This is a genomic window from Dactylosporangium roseum, assembly GCF_025264685.1.
In the GTDB taxonomy this organism is placed as follows: domain Bacteria; phylum Actinomycetota; class Actinomycetes; order Mycobacteriales; family Micromonosporaceae; genus Dactylosporangium; species Dactylosporangium roseum.
The window spans coordinates 5,008,993-5,024,307 of sequence record NZ_CP073721.1 but is presented as its reverse complement, the minus strand read 5'-3'; the positions used below and the strand labels follow the sequence as shown (position 1 = coordinate 5,024,307).

Here is a 15,315-nt window from a genome sequence, read left to right as displayed (position 1 = left end):
AGACGTTGGTCCCTTCCGGAACGGGACCCGGCGGACCTTGACAAGCACGGTGTCGCCGGCCGGTCCGTCGCCGGGCCGGCCGGCGCCTGTTCACCGGGTGTCCGAACCCGCCGACGTGACCGCCGCGCGGCCGGCCTCCAGGCGTGCGATCGGCACCCGGAACGGCGAGCAGGACACGTAGTCGAGGCCCACCTCGTGGAAGAAGTGCACCGACTCGGGGTCGCCGCCGTGCTCGCCGCAGACGCCGATGTGCAGGTCCGGCCGGGCGGCGCGGCCCTCCTCGACGGCGATGCGGACCAGCCGGCCGACCCCGTCGCGGTCGATCGACTCGAACGGTGAGACGCCGAAGATGCCCAGTTCGAGGTACCGTGTGAAGAACGCTCCCTCGACGTCGTCCCGCGAGAACCCCCAGCCCATCTGCGTGAGGTCGTTGGTGCCGAAGGAGAAGAAGTCGGCGGCGCCGGCGATCTCGCCCGCGGTCAGCGCGGCTCGCGGCACCTCGATCATCGTGCCGACGCGGGCGTCGACGCCGAGTTCGCGCAGCAGCCCCAGCGCCTCCCCGCGCACGGCCTCCAGTTCCTGCACGGCGCCGACGAGCGGCACCATGATCTCCGGACGCGCGTCCGGCACCTGCGCCGCCGCCTCGGCGATCGCCCGCACCTGCATGGCGAACAGGCCCGGGATCACCAGGCCGAGGCGCACGCCGCGCAGGCCCAGCATCGGGTTCTCCTCGTGCATGCGGCGCACCGCGTCGAGCAGGTCCTTGTCGTGACCCGGGTCCTGACCGCGCTCCTCGGCGACGGCGACCTTCACCGCGAGGTCCTCCAGCGGCGGCAGGAACTCGTGCAGGGGCGGATCGATGAGTCGTACGGTCACCGGCAGCCCCGCCATCGCGCGGAACAACTCGACGAAGTCCGACCGTTGCAGCGGCAGCAGCTCGTCGAGCGCCGCGTCCCGCTCGGCGGCGGTGCGGGCCAGGATGAGCCGCTCCACGAGGGCACGACGCTCACCGAGGAACATGTGCTCGGTCCGGCACAGGCCGATGCCCTGCGCACCGAACCGGCGAGCCCGGGCCGCGTCCTCGCCGGTGTCGGCGTTGGCCCGCACCGCGAGCCGGCGCTGTTTGTCGGCGTGGGTGAGCAGCCGGTCGACGGCGCGCACGAGCGGGTCGGCGCCGGGGGAGAGCGCACCCTCGAAGTACCGCACCACCGGGGACGGCTGGACCGGGACCGCGCCCGCGTAGACGCGTCCGGTCGTACCGTCGAGGGAGATGACGTCGCCCTCGCGGACCACGCGACCGTCGACGGTGAACTGCCGGGCGTCGAGGTCGACGTCGAGACTGTCGGCGCCGCACACGCAGGTCTTGCCCATGCCGCGGGCGACCACGGCGGCGTGTGAGGTCTTGCCGCCCCGGCTGGTGAGGATGCCCTGCGCGGCGATCATCCCCGGCAGGTCGTCCGGGTTGGTCTCCCGGCGCACCAGGATGACGGCCGTGCCGCTCTTCGCCGTCGCCGCCGCCCGACGGGCGTCGAACACGGCCACGCCGACCGCCGCGCCCGGGGCGGCGGCCACGCCGGAGGCGACCCGCTCGGGCCGGCCGGACAGGTCGAAGGCGGGAAACATGAGCTGGGCGAGCTGTGCGCCGGTCACCCGGGTCAGCGCCTCGTCGAGGTCGATGACGCCCTCGTCGACCAGTTGCGCGGCGATGACGAACGCGGCCGCGGCGGTGCGCTTGCCGACACGGGTCTGCAACATCCACAGCTTGCCGCGCTCGATGGTGAACTCGATGTCGCACAGGTCGCGGTAGTGCGCCTCCAGCTTCGCCATGATCGTCAGCAGCTCGTCGTAGCTGCGTCGGTCGAGACGTTCGAGCTCCTGCAACGGCACCGTGTTGCGGATGCCGGCGACGACGTCCTCACCCTGGGCGTCGGCGAGGTAGTCGCCGTAGACGCCGGGTGCGCCCGTGGCGGGGTCGCGGGTGAACGCGACGCCGGTGCCGGAGTCGGCACCCAGGTTGCCGAAGACCATCGCCACGACGTTGACGGCGGTGCCGAGGTCGGCGGGGATGTGTTCCTGCCGGCGGTACAGCACGGCGCGCTCGGCGTTCCACGAGCTGAACACGGCCCGGATCGCGAGGCCGAGCTGCTCGCGCGGGTCCTGCGGGAAGTCGTGGCCGGTGTGCTCGGCGAAGACGGTCCGGTACCGCGCGACGATGGCCTTGAGCGCGCCGGCGTCCAGTCCCAGGTCGTCGGATGTGCCCGCGCGTGCCTTCGCCTCGTCGAGGACTCGTTCGAAGGCCTCGCCGGGCACGCCGCAGACCGTCTTGCCGAACATCTGGATGAGCCGCCGGTAGGAGTCCCAGGCGAACCGCTCGTTGCCGCCGGTCTGCGCGGCCAGCCCGGCCACGGTGTCGTCGGTGAGGCCGATGTCGAGGATCGTCTCCATCATGCCCGGCATGGAGTACTTCGCGCCGGACCGCACGGACACCAGCAGCGGGTCGGCGCTGTCGCCGAGGCGGCGGCCGACCTGACGTTCGAGCCGCTCCAGGTGCAGGCCGACCTCGTCGGCGAGACCGTAGGGCTCGGCGCCGGTACGCAGGTAGGCGCGGCAGGCGTCGGTGGTGATCGTGAACCCGGGCGGCACCGGCAGGCCGAGGCGGACCATCTCGGCCAGGTTCCCGCCCTTGCCGCCGAGCAGGTCGCTGAGCTCCTTGCTGCCCTCGGCGAAGTCATACACGTACTTGGCCATGGCCGGCCTCCTCCGACACGATGCGGACCGCCGGGGCCGACCGGCACTGGCGGGTGGAAACGGTGCCGCGCACTACTCCGCGGTCGTCGACGACGAACGCCAGCTCCGTCCCGGACGTTGCGAGGACGCGCAGTGCCTCGGCCACCGGACTGGTGCCGGGGACGGCTACCGCGTCCCGCATGAGCTCGCGCACCGGTGCGTGCGTCCGCCGCTCGCGCCGGCGCCGCTGCCGCGGGGTGCCCGCGACGCGTGGACCGCGGTGCGCCGCCGAGCCGTCGAACAGGTCCGGGTGGTCGTCGCGGTCGACGGCGCCGAGGAGCCGCCCGGACTCGTCCACCACGGCCACCGTGCGCACGCGGTGCCGTTCGACGGCGTCCACGAACTCCTGCAGGTCTGCCTGCTCGTCGACGGTGACCGCACCGGCGGTCATCCGGCTCGCCACGGTCACTGCCACGGGTACCTCCGGAAACGCTCGGTCCGACGGTAGGCAGGCGTGGTCCGCGGCGGGCAGGGCCGTTGGACCCGCCTTCGCGGGCCTGCCGGACCAGTCCTGTCCAACGGCACCCCGCAGACGTGCCGTTGGACCCTGCTGGGCCGTCGCGGGCCGCCATAGCGTCGGTTCGAGACGACAAGGAGGCACGCAGATGAGCCGCTGGAACGTTGCCGACGTGATGACGATCGGCGCGGTGTCGGTGCAGGAGGACACGCCCTTCAAGGAGATCGTCGACCTGCTGGAGGCGCATGGGATCAACGCCGTGCCGGTGGTCGACAAGTTCGACCGTGTCGTCGGCGTGGTGTCCTCCGCCGACCTGGTCCCCAAGATCGAGTTCGCGGGTGACGACGATCACCTGCGGCTGTTCGAGAACAAACACACCCGCCAGGCTCGCGACAAGGCGCACGCCACGGCCGCCGGTGAGCTGATGACGACGCCGGCCGTCACCGTCATGGGCATCACGTCCCTGGTCGCCGCCGCCCGGATCATGGAGAACGGTGAGCTCAAGCGCCTCCCGGTGGTCGACGACCTCGGCCGCCTGGTGGGCATGGTCACCCGCCGCGACCTGCTCAAGGTGTTCCTGCGCACGGACGCCGACATCCGCCGGGAGATCCTCGCCGAGGCGGTCAACGGGCTGGTCGGCGTCGAGGCGGCCCAGATCCGGGTCGAGGTCGACGACGGTGTCGTGACGCTGCTCGGCGAGGTCGAGCGCGGCTCCCTGATCCCGTCGGTGGTGCGCCAGGTCGAACGGGTCGACGGGGTCGTGGACGTGGTCAGCCATCTCTCCGCCCGGTCCGACGACGTCCAGGACCGTCAACAGGGCTACCGGGCGCCGGTGATGTTCTGAAGACTGTGCGTCACCATCCCGATAGCGATTCTGCCGAGGAGTCGGGCACCTGCCGGCCGTCGTCCCCCGGGGAGCTGTCATGACGACGACGTCATCCACCACGTGGGCACCGGAGACGTTCCTCACCGCCGTAGGACACGCGGTGTGGGCACCGTCGATCCACAACAGCCAACCGTGGCGGTTCCGCCGTACCGCGCACGGCATCGACGTGCTCGTCGATCGTGACCGCGTGCTGCCGGTCGGCGATCCGGACGGCCGGGCCGCTCGGCTGTCGTGCGGGGCCGCCGCCGGCAACCTGCTGCTGGCACTCGCCGTGGCGGGCGCTCCCGGCACGTACGTCCTCGGGCGGGACGACGCCCTGGTGCGCCTGACGCCGGCCGCGCACCGGCCGGCCACGCCGCAGGAACAGCGGTTGTTCCGGGCGATCCGGCGCCGTCACACCAACCGGCACCCGTTCGCCGACCAGCCGGTCGAGCCCGGTGTCACGGCGCGGCTGACCGAGGCGGCGCGGCTGGAGAACGGCTGGCTGGACTTCGTCGTCGGCGATCAGGCGATCGACGCGCTCGCGGCGCTGATCCGCGAGGCGGACAACCGTCTCAACGCCGACCCCCGCTACGTCGCCGAGCTGCGAGCCTGGACCCGGGTCGCCGACGGCGCGGTCGAGGGCGTCGGCCGGCAGGCGGGTGGGCCGGCGCCCCATCCGGCCGAGCTGATGGCCCGCCGGGACTACGGTGGAGCGGGGCAGCGGGAGAGCCGGGATCCGGCCCGTGAACCGGTGCTCGCGGTCCTCGGCGCGCACGGCAGCCTGCACACCGACGACGTCCGGGCCGGGATGGCCCTGCAACGGGTGCTGCTCACCGCCACCGACCTGGGGCTCGCGGCAGCCATGTTCTCCCAGCCCGTCGAGGTGCCGGAGACCCGGCGGCGGCTGCGGCTCGCCCTGGGCCGCCCCGACGACCCGCACCTGGTGCTGCGGTTCGGGTACGCGCCGACGCTCGGCTACACCAACCGGCGATCGGTGGCCGACGTCGTCGAGTCGTGAGGCCGCACGACGGGTCGGTGACGGCACGCCGAACCTGACGCCGACCGCGGTACGTGGCACCGGCGCACATCGACCACGACGCGGCCTCGCCGAGTTGCCGGCCGGCGCCGGCAACTCGGCGCCGTCGACGGTGCGCGCGGGGCGGCGAGCGCCGCGCGGGGAATGGTCGCACGCGACGGCGGCCCGATGCGGTGCGTCCGGTGGATGCCATGCCGGCCCCTCGACCGCGGATCAGGATCCGCGGCGGAACCGTGTGGTGACGAAGGTGACCAGTCCGGGCACGGCGGCGACGGCCAGGCAGCCGGCGAGCTGCGGCAGGGTCAGCGGCTCGGTGCCGAGCAGATCCCGCAACGGAGGGAGCCAGAGGGCGCCGAGCTGCAGCGCCAGCGACAGCGCGACCGCGAGGTCCAGACCCCAGTTGCGGTGCCCGCCGCCGCGTGCGCGCAGGGCGAGCGCCACGCCGAGCTGCGCGAGCCCGAGCACCGCGAACAGCACGCTCTGCCACGGGCCGCCGCGCTCATGGGTCCACAACGCGGCGCCGAGCGCCATGACGGTGATGAGCGTGCTGGTCAGCGCGATGCGTCCGATGAGGCCGCCGAGGATCGCCTCGTCGGGGCGGCGCGGCGGGCGGCGCATCAGGCCGGGGGTGGCCGGTTCGCCGCCGAGCGCGACCCCGGGCAGCCCGTGCGTGATCATGTTGATCCAGAGGATCTGGGCGGGCAGCAGCGGCACCGCCAGGCCCAGCCATGGACCGGCGAGCATGATGAGCACCTCGGCGGCACCGCCCGACAGCCCGTAGACCAGGAAGCGGCGGATGTTCGCGTAGATGCGCCGGCCTTCGCGCACGGCCCGGCCGACGGTGGCGAGGTTGTCGTCGGCGAGGACAAGGTCCGCGGCCTGGCGGGCGGCCTCGGTACCGCCGCGGCCCATCGCGACACCGATGTCGGCGCGGCGCAGCGCCGGGGCGTCGTTGACGCCGTCGCCGGTCATCGCGACCACGGCGCCGTCGTGCTGCAGGCGGCGGATGATGGTGAGCTTCTGCTCCGGGCTGGTCCTGGCGTAGACGACGGTGTGGCGGTCCGCCGTCGCGGCCTCGTCGCCGGTGGCGACGCGGAGCCGTCCGTCGGCGAGTCCGACCCGCTCGGCGATCGCCGCGGCCGTCGCCGGGTGGTCGCCGGTGATGAGGACCAGCTCGATTCCGGCGTCGTGGAACGCCGTGACGGCGGCCGCCGCCTCCTGCCGCACGGGATCGGCGAGCACCGCCAGCCCGAGCAGGTCCAGATCGTGCTCGGCGTCCGCGGCGGTGGGCCGCTCGGCACTGCGGCGCCCCGCCACGGCGAGGAGCCGGTGTCCGGCGGCGGACAGCTCGGCCGCCACGGCGACCGCCCACTGCCGGTCCGCCTCGCCGACGCGCAGCGGCCCGTCCGCGGCCAGCAGCACGTCGGGAGCACCCTTGCACACGATGAGGTAGTCGCCGCCGGGGTGGCGGTGGACGGTGGTCATCCGCCGCCGGTCGGCGTCGAACGGCACCTCGTCGACACGGGGCAACGACCCTCGCAGGTCGAGCCCGACGCCGCAGCGCCCGGCCGCGGCGAGCAGCGCGGCCTCCATCGGGTCGCCGACCGGGTACCAGGCGGGGTGGTCGCCGTCGGGTGGCGCGAGACCGGCGTCGGTGCACAGCACGAGCGCCTCGGCGAGCCGCCGTGCGTCCGGGCCGGGTGCCGGTTCGGCGGTACCGTCCGGGTCGTATCCCCGCCCGGTGAGGGTGACGGCGGTACGGTCGGGCAGCAGCAGCCGGTCGACGCTCATGACGCCCTCGGTCAGCGTGCCGGTCTTGTCGGTCGCCAGGACGGTGACCGAGCCGAGGGTCTCCACCGCCGGAAGGCGGCGCACGATCGCTGCCTGGCGGGCCATCCGGTGCGCGCCGAGCGCCAGCGCGAGCGTCACGACGGCCGGCAGCGACTCCGGCACCGCGGCAACGGTGAGGCTGACCGCGGCCAGCAGCATCTCGCCGAACGGTTCGCCGCGCGTCACCCCCACGACGAGGACCACGCCCGACAGCGCGACCGCCACGGCGGCCAGGACCTTGCCCAGCCCGGCCAGGCGGTGCTGCAGGGGGGTCGCCCGCCTGGGCTGGCCGGACACCAGGGCGGCGATGCGGCCGAGGGCGCTGTCGGCGCCGATGCGGCTCACGACCCCGACGGCCCGGCCGGTGGCGGTGACGGTGCCCGCCGACAGGTCGTCGCCGGCGGCCCTGGTCACCGGCATCGACTCGCCGGTGAGCGCGGCCTCGTCGACGGCGAGCCGGACCGCTTCGACGACGTGCAGGTCCGCCGGGACGATGTCGCCGGCCTCGATGCGCACCACGTCGCCGGGGACGAGGTCGGCGGCCGGAATCGTGGTCTCGGCGCCGTCGCGGCGGACCCGGGCGAACGGCGCGGCCATGCGCCGCAGCGCCGCCACGGCGCGGTCGGCGCGGACCTCCTGGACGACACCGACGGTGGTGTTGAGGACGACGACGAGCATGATGACGACGAGGTCGCTGACGTCACGCAGCACCGCGGTCACGGCCATGGCCGCGAGCAGGACGACGATGAGCGGATCACGCAGTTGCGCGGCGACGCGGGTCGCCACGGACGGCGGCCTGACGGCGGGCAGCTCGTTGCGGCCGTGCCGCTGCCGCAGGGCGGCGACTTCGGCCGCGTCCAGCCCGGCTGGGACGGTCGTCGTGGTGGTCGTCATGATTCCACGGTCTCCGAGGTCGGTCGACGCGGCGAGGGCCGAAGGTCATGCGGGCGCCGGGATTTCCGGGTCCGCCCCGGCAGCGGAGGAGGCACGTGCGGGAGTGCACGTGCCTCCTCCGCCGTCGTGACGCTCAGGCGCGCTTCGGCTGGTGCGCGATCAGGACCGGGCACTCGGCGTGGTGCATGAGCTGCTGGCCGACCGAGCCGAGCAGCAGGCCGGTGAATCCGCCGTGGCCGCGGCTGCCGACGACGACGAGCTGCGCGGTGTGCGACACCCCGATCAGCACCTGCGCCGGGCGGCCGACCGCCAGCAGCGCCTCGACCTTGACGCCCGGGTACTTCTCGCGCCATCCGGCCAGCGACGCGTCGAGCGCCTCGCGCTCGTACGCCTCGGCCGCGCCCGGCGGCACGGCCACGGGGCTGGGCGGTGTGTACGCGCGGATCGCGATGACCTCGGTGCCCCGCGCCACGGCCGCCTCGAAGGCGAGCGTGAGCGCGGCCTCGGTCGAGGCGGAGCCGTCGACGCCGACCACCACCGGACCTTCGGCGGCCTTCGACCGGCCGCGCACGACCGCGACCGGCACCCGGGCGTGGGTCGCGACCTGCTGGCTCACCGAGCCCAGCAGCAGGTTGGCCATGCCGCCGGCACCGCGGTTGCCGACGACGAGCAGCCTGGCGTGCTCCGCCAGGTCGAGCAGGGCGAACGCGGGCGCCGCGTGGATCGCCGCGCCCGTGACGTCGGCGGCGGGGTACTGCTCGTGGACGTGCTCGACGATCTCGGCGATGGTGCGCTCGGCGTGTTCCTCGGCCTCGGCGACGATCGCCTCCGTCTCGCCCGCGTAGTACGCGGCGGGCCACGCGAACTGGTACGCGTTGACGATCCGCAACGGTGTGGCGGTACGCGCCGCTTCGGCGGCGGCCCAGTCGACGGCGTCGCGCGCCTCGAGCGACCCGTCGTATCCGACGACGATCCTCTGTTCGTTCATCTCGTCCTCCTCCAGGTGTCCCGAGTCCAGCGTCGAACGAGTGGCGTCGATGAGATAGGGGCGTTGGATCGCAACCGTCAGGACTTTCGTCCCTGCCTCACGGGGTGCCCGCCGTCTGTCGCAGCAGGTGCCGCAGGTACGGGTCGGGCTCGCTGCCGACCGGGGCCAGGCGCAGTTTCACGTCGACCGCGGCGCAGCCGTCCGGGCCGGCGAGGACCGGGTTCAGGTCGAGCTCCGCGACCTCGGGAAAGTCCTCCGCGAGACGACCGAGCCGCAGCAACAGGTCCTCCAGCGCGGCCGTGTCCGCGGGTGGTGCGCCGCGGTAGCCGGTCAGCAGCGGCGCACCGCGCAGCCCGCGCCACATCGCCGAGGCGTCGTGGTCGGTCAGCGGCAGCAGCCGGAGCGTCCGGTCGCCGAGCAGGTCCGTGTGCACGCCGCCCAGGCCGACCATGACCAGGGAGCCGAACAGCGGATCGTGGGCCACGCCGGCCACCAGCTCGACACCCGGATCGGCCATCGGCTGCACGGTGACGGCGGGCCGTGCGGCGCCGACCGCCATGCCGATCGCACGGTACGCCCGGCGCACCGCCGCCCCGTCGGCGAGCCCGAGCCAGACGGCCCCGATGTCGCTCTTGTGTACGACCTCCGGCGCCGCGGCCTTCACCGCGACCGGATAGGAGATCGCGTCGGCGAGCCGGACCGCCTCGTCGGCGTCCGCGGCGGTCCGGGTGTCCACGACCGGCACGCCGTAACAGGCCAGCAGGGACCTGGCCACGTCGGCGGGCTGCCAGCCGCCGCCGGCCGCGAGCGCCCGCTGCACGATGCCGCGGGCGGTGCCATGGTCCACGTCGCGCAGTGCGGGACGGTCCCCGACCGGTTCCCGCCGCCAGGCCGCGTACCGCGCGGCCCGGCCCATGGCGAGCACGGCCGGTTCCGGCAGGTCGAAGACCGGCACGCGCCGGGCGCCGAGGCTGCCCGGCGCGTCCGCCGCGCCGACCACGACGACGGCGACCGGCAGTTGCGGGCAGTCGTCGACGGCCGCCCCGACGGCCGCCAGCGTCGCACCGCAGTCGTTGGTCCTGGTCGAGACGAACGTGACGAGCAGCAGGTCCGCCTCGCCGGACCGGGCGACGGCCCGGATGGCGCCGGCCAGCGCCTCGGGCGTGGCCTCGGCGCCGAGGTCGACCGGATTCGCGGCGGCCGTCCCGCTCACGCCCAGCCGCTCGACGCAGGCGGGCGAGAGCGCGGGGACGGTGAGTGCCGCGGTCTCGGCGGCGTCGGCCGCCAGCGCGTTGAGCCCGCCGGCGTTGCCCACGACGGCCAGCCGGTGACCGGCGGCGAGCGGCTGGTCGACCAGGACGCGGACGGTGTCCAGCAGTTCGCCGAGCGTGTCGGTGCGGATCACGCCGGCCTGCTCGAACAGTGCCGCCACGGTGCTGTCCGTGGCCGCCGCGGCCGCGGTGTGCGACGCGCCCGCCCGCTGCCCGCCCTCGGAACGGCCGCTCTTGACGGCCAGCACCGGCTTGCGTCTGGCGATGGCCCGGGCCACCCAGGCGAACCGGCGCGGGTTGCCGAACGATTCCAGGTACAGGGCGACGGCGCGGGTCGCCGGGTCGTCGTACCAGTAGGCGAGCAGGTCGTTGCCGCTGACATCCGCCTTGTTGCCCAGCGACACGAAGCCGGAGATCCCGATGCCGCAGCGCGCCGCCGCGTCCAGGATCGCCACGCCCACCGCACCGGACTGCGACGCCACGGCCAGACCGCCCGCGACGGGCGGTGCCGCCGCGAAGGTGGCGGTCAGCCGCACGGCGGGGTCGGTGTTGACCACGCCCAGGCAGTTCGGGCCGACGATCCGCATGCCGTGCCGGCGCGCATGGCGCACGATCTCCGACTGGGTCAGCGGATCGACACCGGCGCTGAGGATCACCGCCGCGCGCACGCCCGCCGCGCAGCACTGCCGCACCACGTCGGGGACCGCCGCGGCCGGAACCGCGACGACGGCGAGATCCACGGCGGCGCCGGTCGCGGCCACGGTCGGGTGGGCGACGAGCCCGCACACCTCCTGGGCGTGCGGGTTCACCGCGTAGAGCGCACCGGTGTACCCACCGGCGCGCAACGCCGCCAGTACCTCGTGGCCGATCCCGCCGGGACGCCGCCCCGCACCGATGACCGCCACCGAGGCGGGTGTCAGCAGGGGCCGCAACGAGTGGTGCGCCGCGGTGCGGTCCCGGACGCCGACCGCGGCCAGGGCGGCCTCGTCCGGCAGCGTCGGCACCCGCACCTGGACCGTCCCGGAGTCGCTGCCGAGCCGGCGGGCGACGCCCGGGGCGAGGTCTCCGCTCACCCGCAGCATGGCGGCGTTGTTCGCCAGCACGTCGCCGATCAGTTCGGTGATGCCCGCCCGCCGGGCCGCGGCCGCGAGGTGCTCGAGCAGCAGCGTGCCCAGGCCCTCGCCGTGGTGGTCGTCGTCGACCACGAGCGCGAAGTCGGCGTGCGTCGCGTCGACCCGCTCGTACGAGCCGGCGGCGAGGACGTCGTCGCCCTCCTCGACGAGGAGGCTGACGTGGTCCGGCCCGGACGGCCGGGCGAGGCGGCGGACCTCCGCCTCCAGCGCCGCGCCGGCACTGAAGAACCGCAGGTACCGGCTGTCCGGGGAGAGCCGCCGGTGCAGGGCGAGCAGCGCCGGCGCGTCCTCGAGCAGGATCGTCCGGACCCGAACGACCCGGCCGTCCATCGTCAGACAGTCCACGCCGTTCACCGTGACCCCGCCCCGGTCACGTAGTGCTGCACGAGCACGTCGTCGGGCATGTCACACCGGGGCGCCTCGCCGCGCACGGTATGGCGCAGGATGTCCCGGCGGGTGACGATGCCGACGAGCCGGCCGTCCGGCCCGTCGGTCACCGCCAGTCGCTTGAGGTGGTGGCGTTCCATGAGGTCGACGGCATCGCCGACCGGAGCGCCGGCGTCCACGGTCACCGCCGGGCCGGTCATCAGCTCACGGGCGGTGGCGTGGCCGTTCGGCCGCAGGACGTCCGCCTCGGACACCATGCCGATCACGTGGTCGTCGTCGTCGACCACCGGCAGCCCGCTCACGTCGTACCCCGTGAGGACGTCGACGATCTGCTGGTACCGGCATTCCGGTGTCGCCACGAGAACCGCCGCGGTCATGACGTCACGGACGAACAGGTCGCTCATCGGACCCACCTCCTTCACGTCAACCCTCGGCCGCGGCGGCGCCCGGCGCACGGGCCGAAGGTCACCCGCCCTGAGGTCCCAGGTCATCAGCACCGCCCGCGATCACCGTGGTGGCCAGGTCGACCAGCCGGTTCGTGTACCCCCACTCGTTGTCGTACCAGCCGAACACCTTGACGAGGTGCCCGTCGGCCTGGGTCAGCGGGGCGTCGAACACGCACGAGGACGGGTCGCCGACGATGTCGCGCGAGACGAGTGGCAGCTCGCTGTACCGCAGGATGCCCTTGAGGTGGCCCTCCGCCGCGGCGGCGAACGCGGCGTTGACCTGGTCCGCCGTGACCGGCTGCGCGAGCCGGCAGGTGAGGTCCGTCAACGAGCCGTCCTCGACGGGCACCCGCAGCGCGACGCCGTCGAGCCGGCCGGCCAGCTCGGGCAGTACCAGCCCGATCGCCTTGGCGGCTCCGGTACTGGTCGGGATGATGTTGGTGGCGGCGGTGCGGGCCCGGCGCAGGTCCTTGTGCGGGCCGTCGAGCACGTTCTGGTCGTTGGTGTACGCGTGCACCGTGGTCAGGAAGCCCTGCTCCAGGCCGAACGCCTGGTGCAGCACCTGGACCATCGGCGCGGCGCAGTTGGTGGTGCAGGACGCGGCGGACACCACGTCGTGCCGGACGGCGTCGTAGGCGGCGGTGTTCACGCCCAGGACGATCGTGGCGTCCACCTCCTTGCCGGGCGCGGAGACGAGCACCTTCTTCGCGCCGGCCTTGAGGTGCTGGGCCGCGTCCTCGCGGGTGCGGAACCGGCCGGTCGACTCGACGACGAGGTCGACGCCCAGGTCCGCCCACGGCAGGAACGCCGGGTCGCGCTGGCGGAGCACCTCGATGTACTGCCCGCCCACCGTCATGCCGCCGCCGGACGGGTCGAGCTCGACCGTGGCGCGCAGGCGGCCGAACGTGGAGTCGTACTCCAGCAGATGGGCCAGCGCCGCGGTGTCGAACAGGTCGTTGACGGCGACGACGCTGAACGCCCCGCCGAGCAGGCCACGCTCGACGAGGCAGCGGACGAAGTCCCGGCCGATCCGGCCGAACCCGTTGATGGCGACCCGGTAGGTCATGGTGGCCTCCAATGCCTGATGCCGTTGCCCCCAGCGTTGCCAGGCGCCATCGGTCGCGCGAGAGGCGAAGGTCCCGGTCGTGCCGGGACGACCGGCGAGCGCGGTCAGCGCGGCGGCGCTCCGCGGAGCACGAGGACCGGGCAGCCGGCGTGGTGCAGCAGCGCTTGGCCGACCGAACCGAGCAGCAGTCCCGCGAAGCCGCCGTGACCGCGGTGACCCACCACGACCAGTCGCGCGTCCCGCGACGCCTCCACCAGGACCTGCGCGGGGTGGCCGTCGACGAGCCGGGACTGCGCCCGGACCGCCGGATGTCGCGCGCGCCACGGCGCCAGGCTCGCGGCGAGCTCGGCGGCCACCGGTGCCTCCGGCGGGTGGACGCGCAGGGCGAGCAGGTCGCATCCGCGCCGGGCGGCCTGCTCGAAGCCTGTCGCGAGCACCCCTTCGGCGGCCGCCGAACCGTCGACGGCGGCGATCACCGGGCCGGTCGCGCCGTCTGCGCGACCGCGGACGACCGTCACCGGACAGGTCGCATACGTCGCCACCTCGAACGCGACCGAGCCGAGCAGCGCCGCGGCGAACCCGTGGTCGCTCTTGGCGCCGACGACGAGCATCGCCGCCTTCGCGGCCGAGGTCAGCAGCACGTCGGCCGGCACACCCATGACCGCGACGCCGTCCACCGCGACCGCCGGCTCCGCCTGCCGCGCCACCGTCACCGACCGCGCGACCATGGTCTCGGCGTGCTCGCGGGCGAACCGGTCGAGTTCCTCGGCGCGCGCCGGACGCCCGGGCCAGCGCCAGTGGTAGGCCACCACGACCCGCAGCGGGACGCCGGCCCGGACGGCCTCGGCCGCGGCCCACCTGACCGCCTCGTCCGACGACGCGGACCCGTCACTGCCGACGACGATGCCGGTGAAGTCCACCCTCACGTCCTGCCCCCTTTGTGCGCACTGATGCGGCCTCGGTACGGCCGGCGGATGCGCGACGGCATCCGCCGCGGCCACGACGGCCATTATCGACCGGCGCGCCGGCCGGTCGATGCGGCCCTCCCGAGCCGCCGCGCGGCCGCGGTCCCGCGGTGCCCGTCGACGGTCACCCACGGCGGGTGAATCGGCCGGATCCCGCGTGTGGTTCCCGCGGCAGGGGAGACGGAGGGACGGACGGCCCCGGGTGTCCGGCTCCGGGACGTGCCGTCGAACGGGGGGTAGGCGTGGACGACGGGACGGTTGTGGTCGGTGTCGACGGCGGCGAGCCGTCGGTGCTGGCCGCGCGCTGGGCGGTGGCGGTCGCGGCACGGCGGGGCGTGCCGCTGCGGGTCCTGCTGGCCTACCGCTGGAGGGTGCCGCTGACCGCGTTCGCGCCGGGCGGAGAACTCGCCGAGGCGGCACAGCAGCTCGCCGACATGCTGGTCGAGGACGTCACGCGGGAGGTGTCCGCCGTGGCTCCCGACGTCGTCGTGCGGGCGGCGGCGGTGCCGGGTCACCCGGCTGACGTGCTGGTGAAGGCCGGATCCGGGGCGGCCCTGGTGGTGGTCGGCACCCGGGGCCGGCAGGCCGCCACCGGTGCGCTGCTCGGATCGGTCAGTCAGCAGGTCGCGATCCACTCGACGTGTCCCGTCGCGGTCGTCCGCGGCCGGCCGGACGCGGCCGGCGACGTCCTCGTCGGCATCGACGGCTCCGAGTCATCCGGCCTCGCGCTGGCGCTGGCGTTCGACGAGGCGCGGCAGCGCGGCTGTGGCCTGAAGGCCGTGCGGGCCATCGAGACACCGATCGTGCCGCTCCCGGTCGGCGCGCCTCCGCTGCTGCACGACTCGGCCGAGGTCCAGCGGGCGCTGGCCGACGAGGCGGCCCGGCAGGTGACCGCGGCGGCCGAACGCTGCCCGGACGTCCCGTGGGAGTTCCACGGTGTCGCGGGTGAGGCCGCCGATGTGCTCGTCGACCGTTCACGACAGGCGCAGTTGGTGGTCGTCGGCAGTCGCGGGCGAGGCGGGTTCGCCGGGCTGCTGCTCGGCTCGGTCGGCATGCGCCTGCTGCACCGGGCGCATTGCCCGGTGCTGATCGCGCACGGTTCGCCGGGCGCGACCCCACCCGCGGCACGCACCTGACGTCCACGGATCGGACGAAGCGCCGTGACCACCTCGCCCCTGGCCGCCACG

11 protein-coding genes are annotated in these 15,315 nt (G+C 74.5%); 3 read left to right on the top strand and 8 right to left on the bottom strand.

The window, feature by feature from the left end:
- Nucleotides 1-90: 90 nt before the first annotated feature.
- Nucleotides 91-2,748 (bottom strand): pyruvate, phosphate dikinase, encoded by a 2,658-nt coding sequence (gene ppdK / locus Drose_RS23525; protein ID WP_260723470.1) that lies wholly within the window; start codon nucleotides 2,746-2,748, stop codon nucleotides 91-93.
- Nucleotides 2,729-3,202: a CBS domain-containing protein gene (locus tag Drose_RS23520; RefSeq protein ID WP_260723469.1), complete on the bottom strand. Its 474-nt coding sequence runs from the start codon at nucleotides 3,200-3,202 to the stop codon at nucleotides 2,729-2,731. The genes ppdK and Drose_RS23520 overlap by 20 nt, the downstream gene beginning before the upstream one ends.
- 190 nt (nucleotides 3,203-3,392) lie before the next feature.
- Here Drose_RS23520 and Drose_RS23515 point away from each other — a divergent pair, with 190 nt between their 5' ends.
- Nucleotides 3,393-4,088: a CBS domain-containing protein gene (locus Drose_RS23515; RefSeq protein ID WP_260723468.1), complete on the top strand. Its 696-nt coding sequence runs from the start codon at nucleotides 3,393-3,395 to the stop codon at nucleotides 4,086-4,088.
- A gap of 79 nt (nucleotides 4,089-4,167) precedes the next feature.
- Entirely contained in the window at nucleotides 4,168-5,130 is a 963-nt protein-coding gene (locus Drose_RS23510) for an Acg family FMN-binding oxidoreductase (protein WP_260723467.1), read from the top strand.
- Nucleotides 5,131-5,361: 231 nt separating this feature from the next.
- Here the strand turns inward: Drose_RS23510 and Drose_RS23505 are convergent, their stop codons facing one another.
- The 6 genes from Drose_RS23505 to Drose_RS23480 form a co-directional block, all read right to left on the bottom strand.
- Complete coding sequence (locus tag Drose_RS23505) at nucleotides 5,362-7,872, bottom strand: cation-translocating P-type ATPase (RefSeq protein WP_260723466.1); 2,511 nt, start codon at nucleotides 7,870-7,872, stop codon at nucleotides 5,362-5,364.
- Nucleotides 7,873-8,005: 133 nt separating this feature from the next.
- Nucleotides 8,006-8,860, bottom strand: a complete 855-nt coding sequence (locus Drose_RS39370) for a universal stress protein (RefSeq protein ID WP_260723465.1) — start codon at nucleotides 8,858-8,860, stop codon at nucleotides 8,006-8,008.
- 97 nt (nucleotides 8,861-8,957) lie between these two features.
- On the bottom strand, nucleotides 8,958-11,609 hold the full coding sequence (locus Drose_RS23495) for a bifunctional acetate--CoA ligase family protein/GNAT family N-acetyltransferase (protein ID WP_260723464.1): 2,652 nt from the start codon (nucleotides 11,607-11,609) through the stop codon (nucleotides 8,958-8,960).
- 5 nt (nucleotides 11,610-11,614) lie between these two features.
- Complete coding sequence (locus tag Drose_RS23490; protein WP_260723463.1) at nucleotides 11,615-12,055, bottom strand: CBS domain-containing protein; 441 nt, start codon at nucleotides 12,053-12,055, stop codon at nucleotides 11,615-11,617.
- 61 nt (nucleotides 12,056-12,116) lie between these two features.
- The gene (gene gap, locus Drose_RS23485; protein ID WP_260723462.1) at nucleotides 12,117-13,163 is read right to left on the bottom strand and encodes a type I glyceraldehyde-3-phosphate dehydrogenase; all 1,047 of its coding nucleotides are present in this window, start codon (nucleotides 13,161-13,163) and stop codon (nucleotides 12,117-12,119) included.
- A gap of 104 nt (nucleotides 13,164-13,267) precedes the next feature.
- On the bottom strand, nucleotides 13,268-14,089 hold the full coding sequence (locus Drose_RS23480; protein WP_260723461.1) for a universal stress protein: 822 nt from the start codon (nucleotides 14,087-14,089) through the stop codon (nucleotides 13,268-13,270).
- A 281-nt stretch (nucleotides 14,090-14,370) separates the two neighbouring features.
- Between Drose_RS23480 and Drose_RS23475 the strand changes: the two genes are divergently transcribed.
- The gene (locus Drose_RS23475) at nucleotides 14,371-15,264 is read left to right on the top strand and encodes a universal stress protein (protein ID WP_260723460.1); all 894 of its coding nucleotides are present in this window, start codon (nucleotides 14,371-14,373) and stop codon (nucleotides 15,262-15,264) included.
- Nucleotides 15,265-15,315 lie beyond the last annotated feature (51 nt).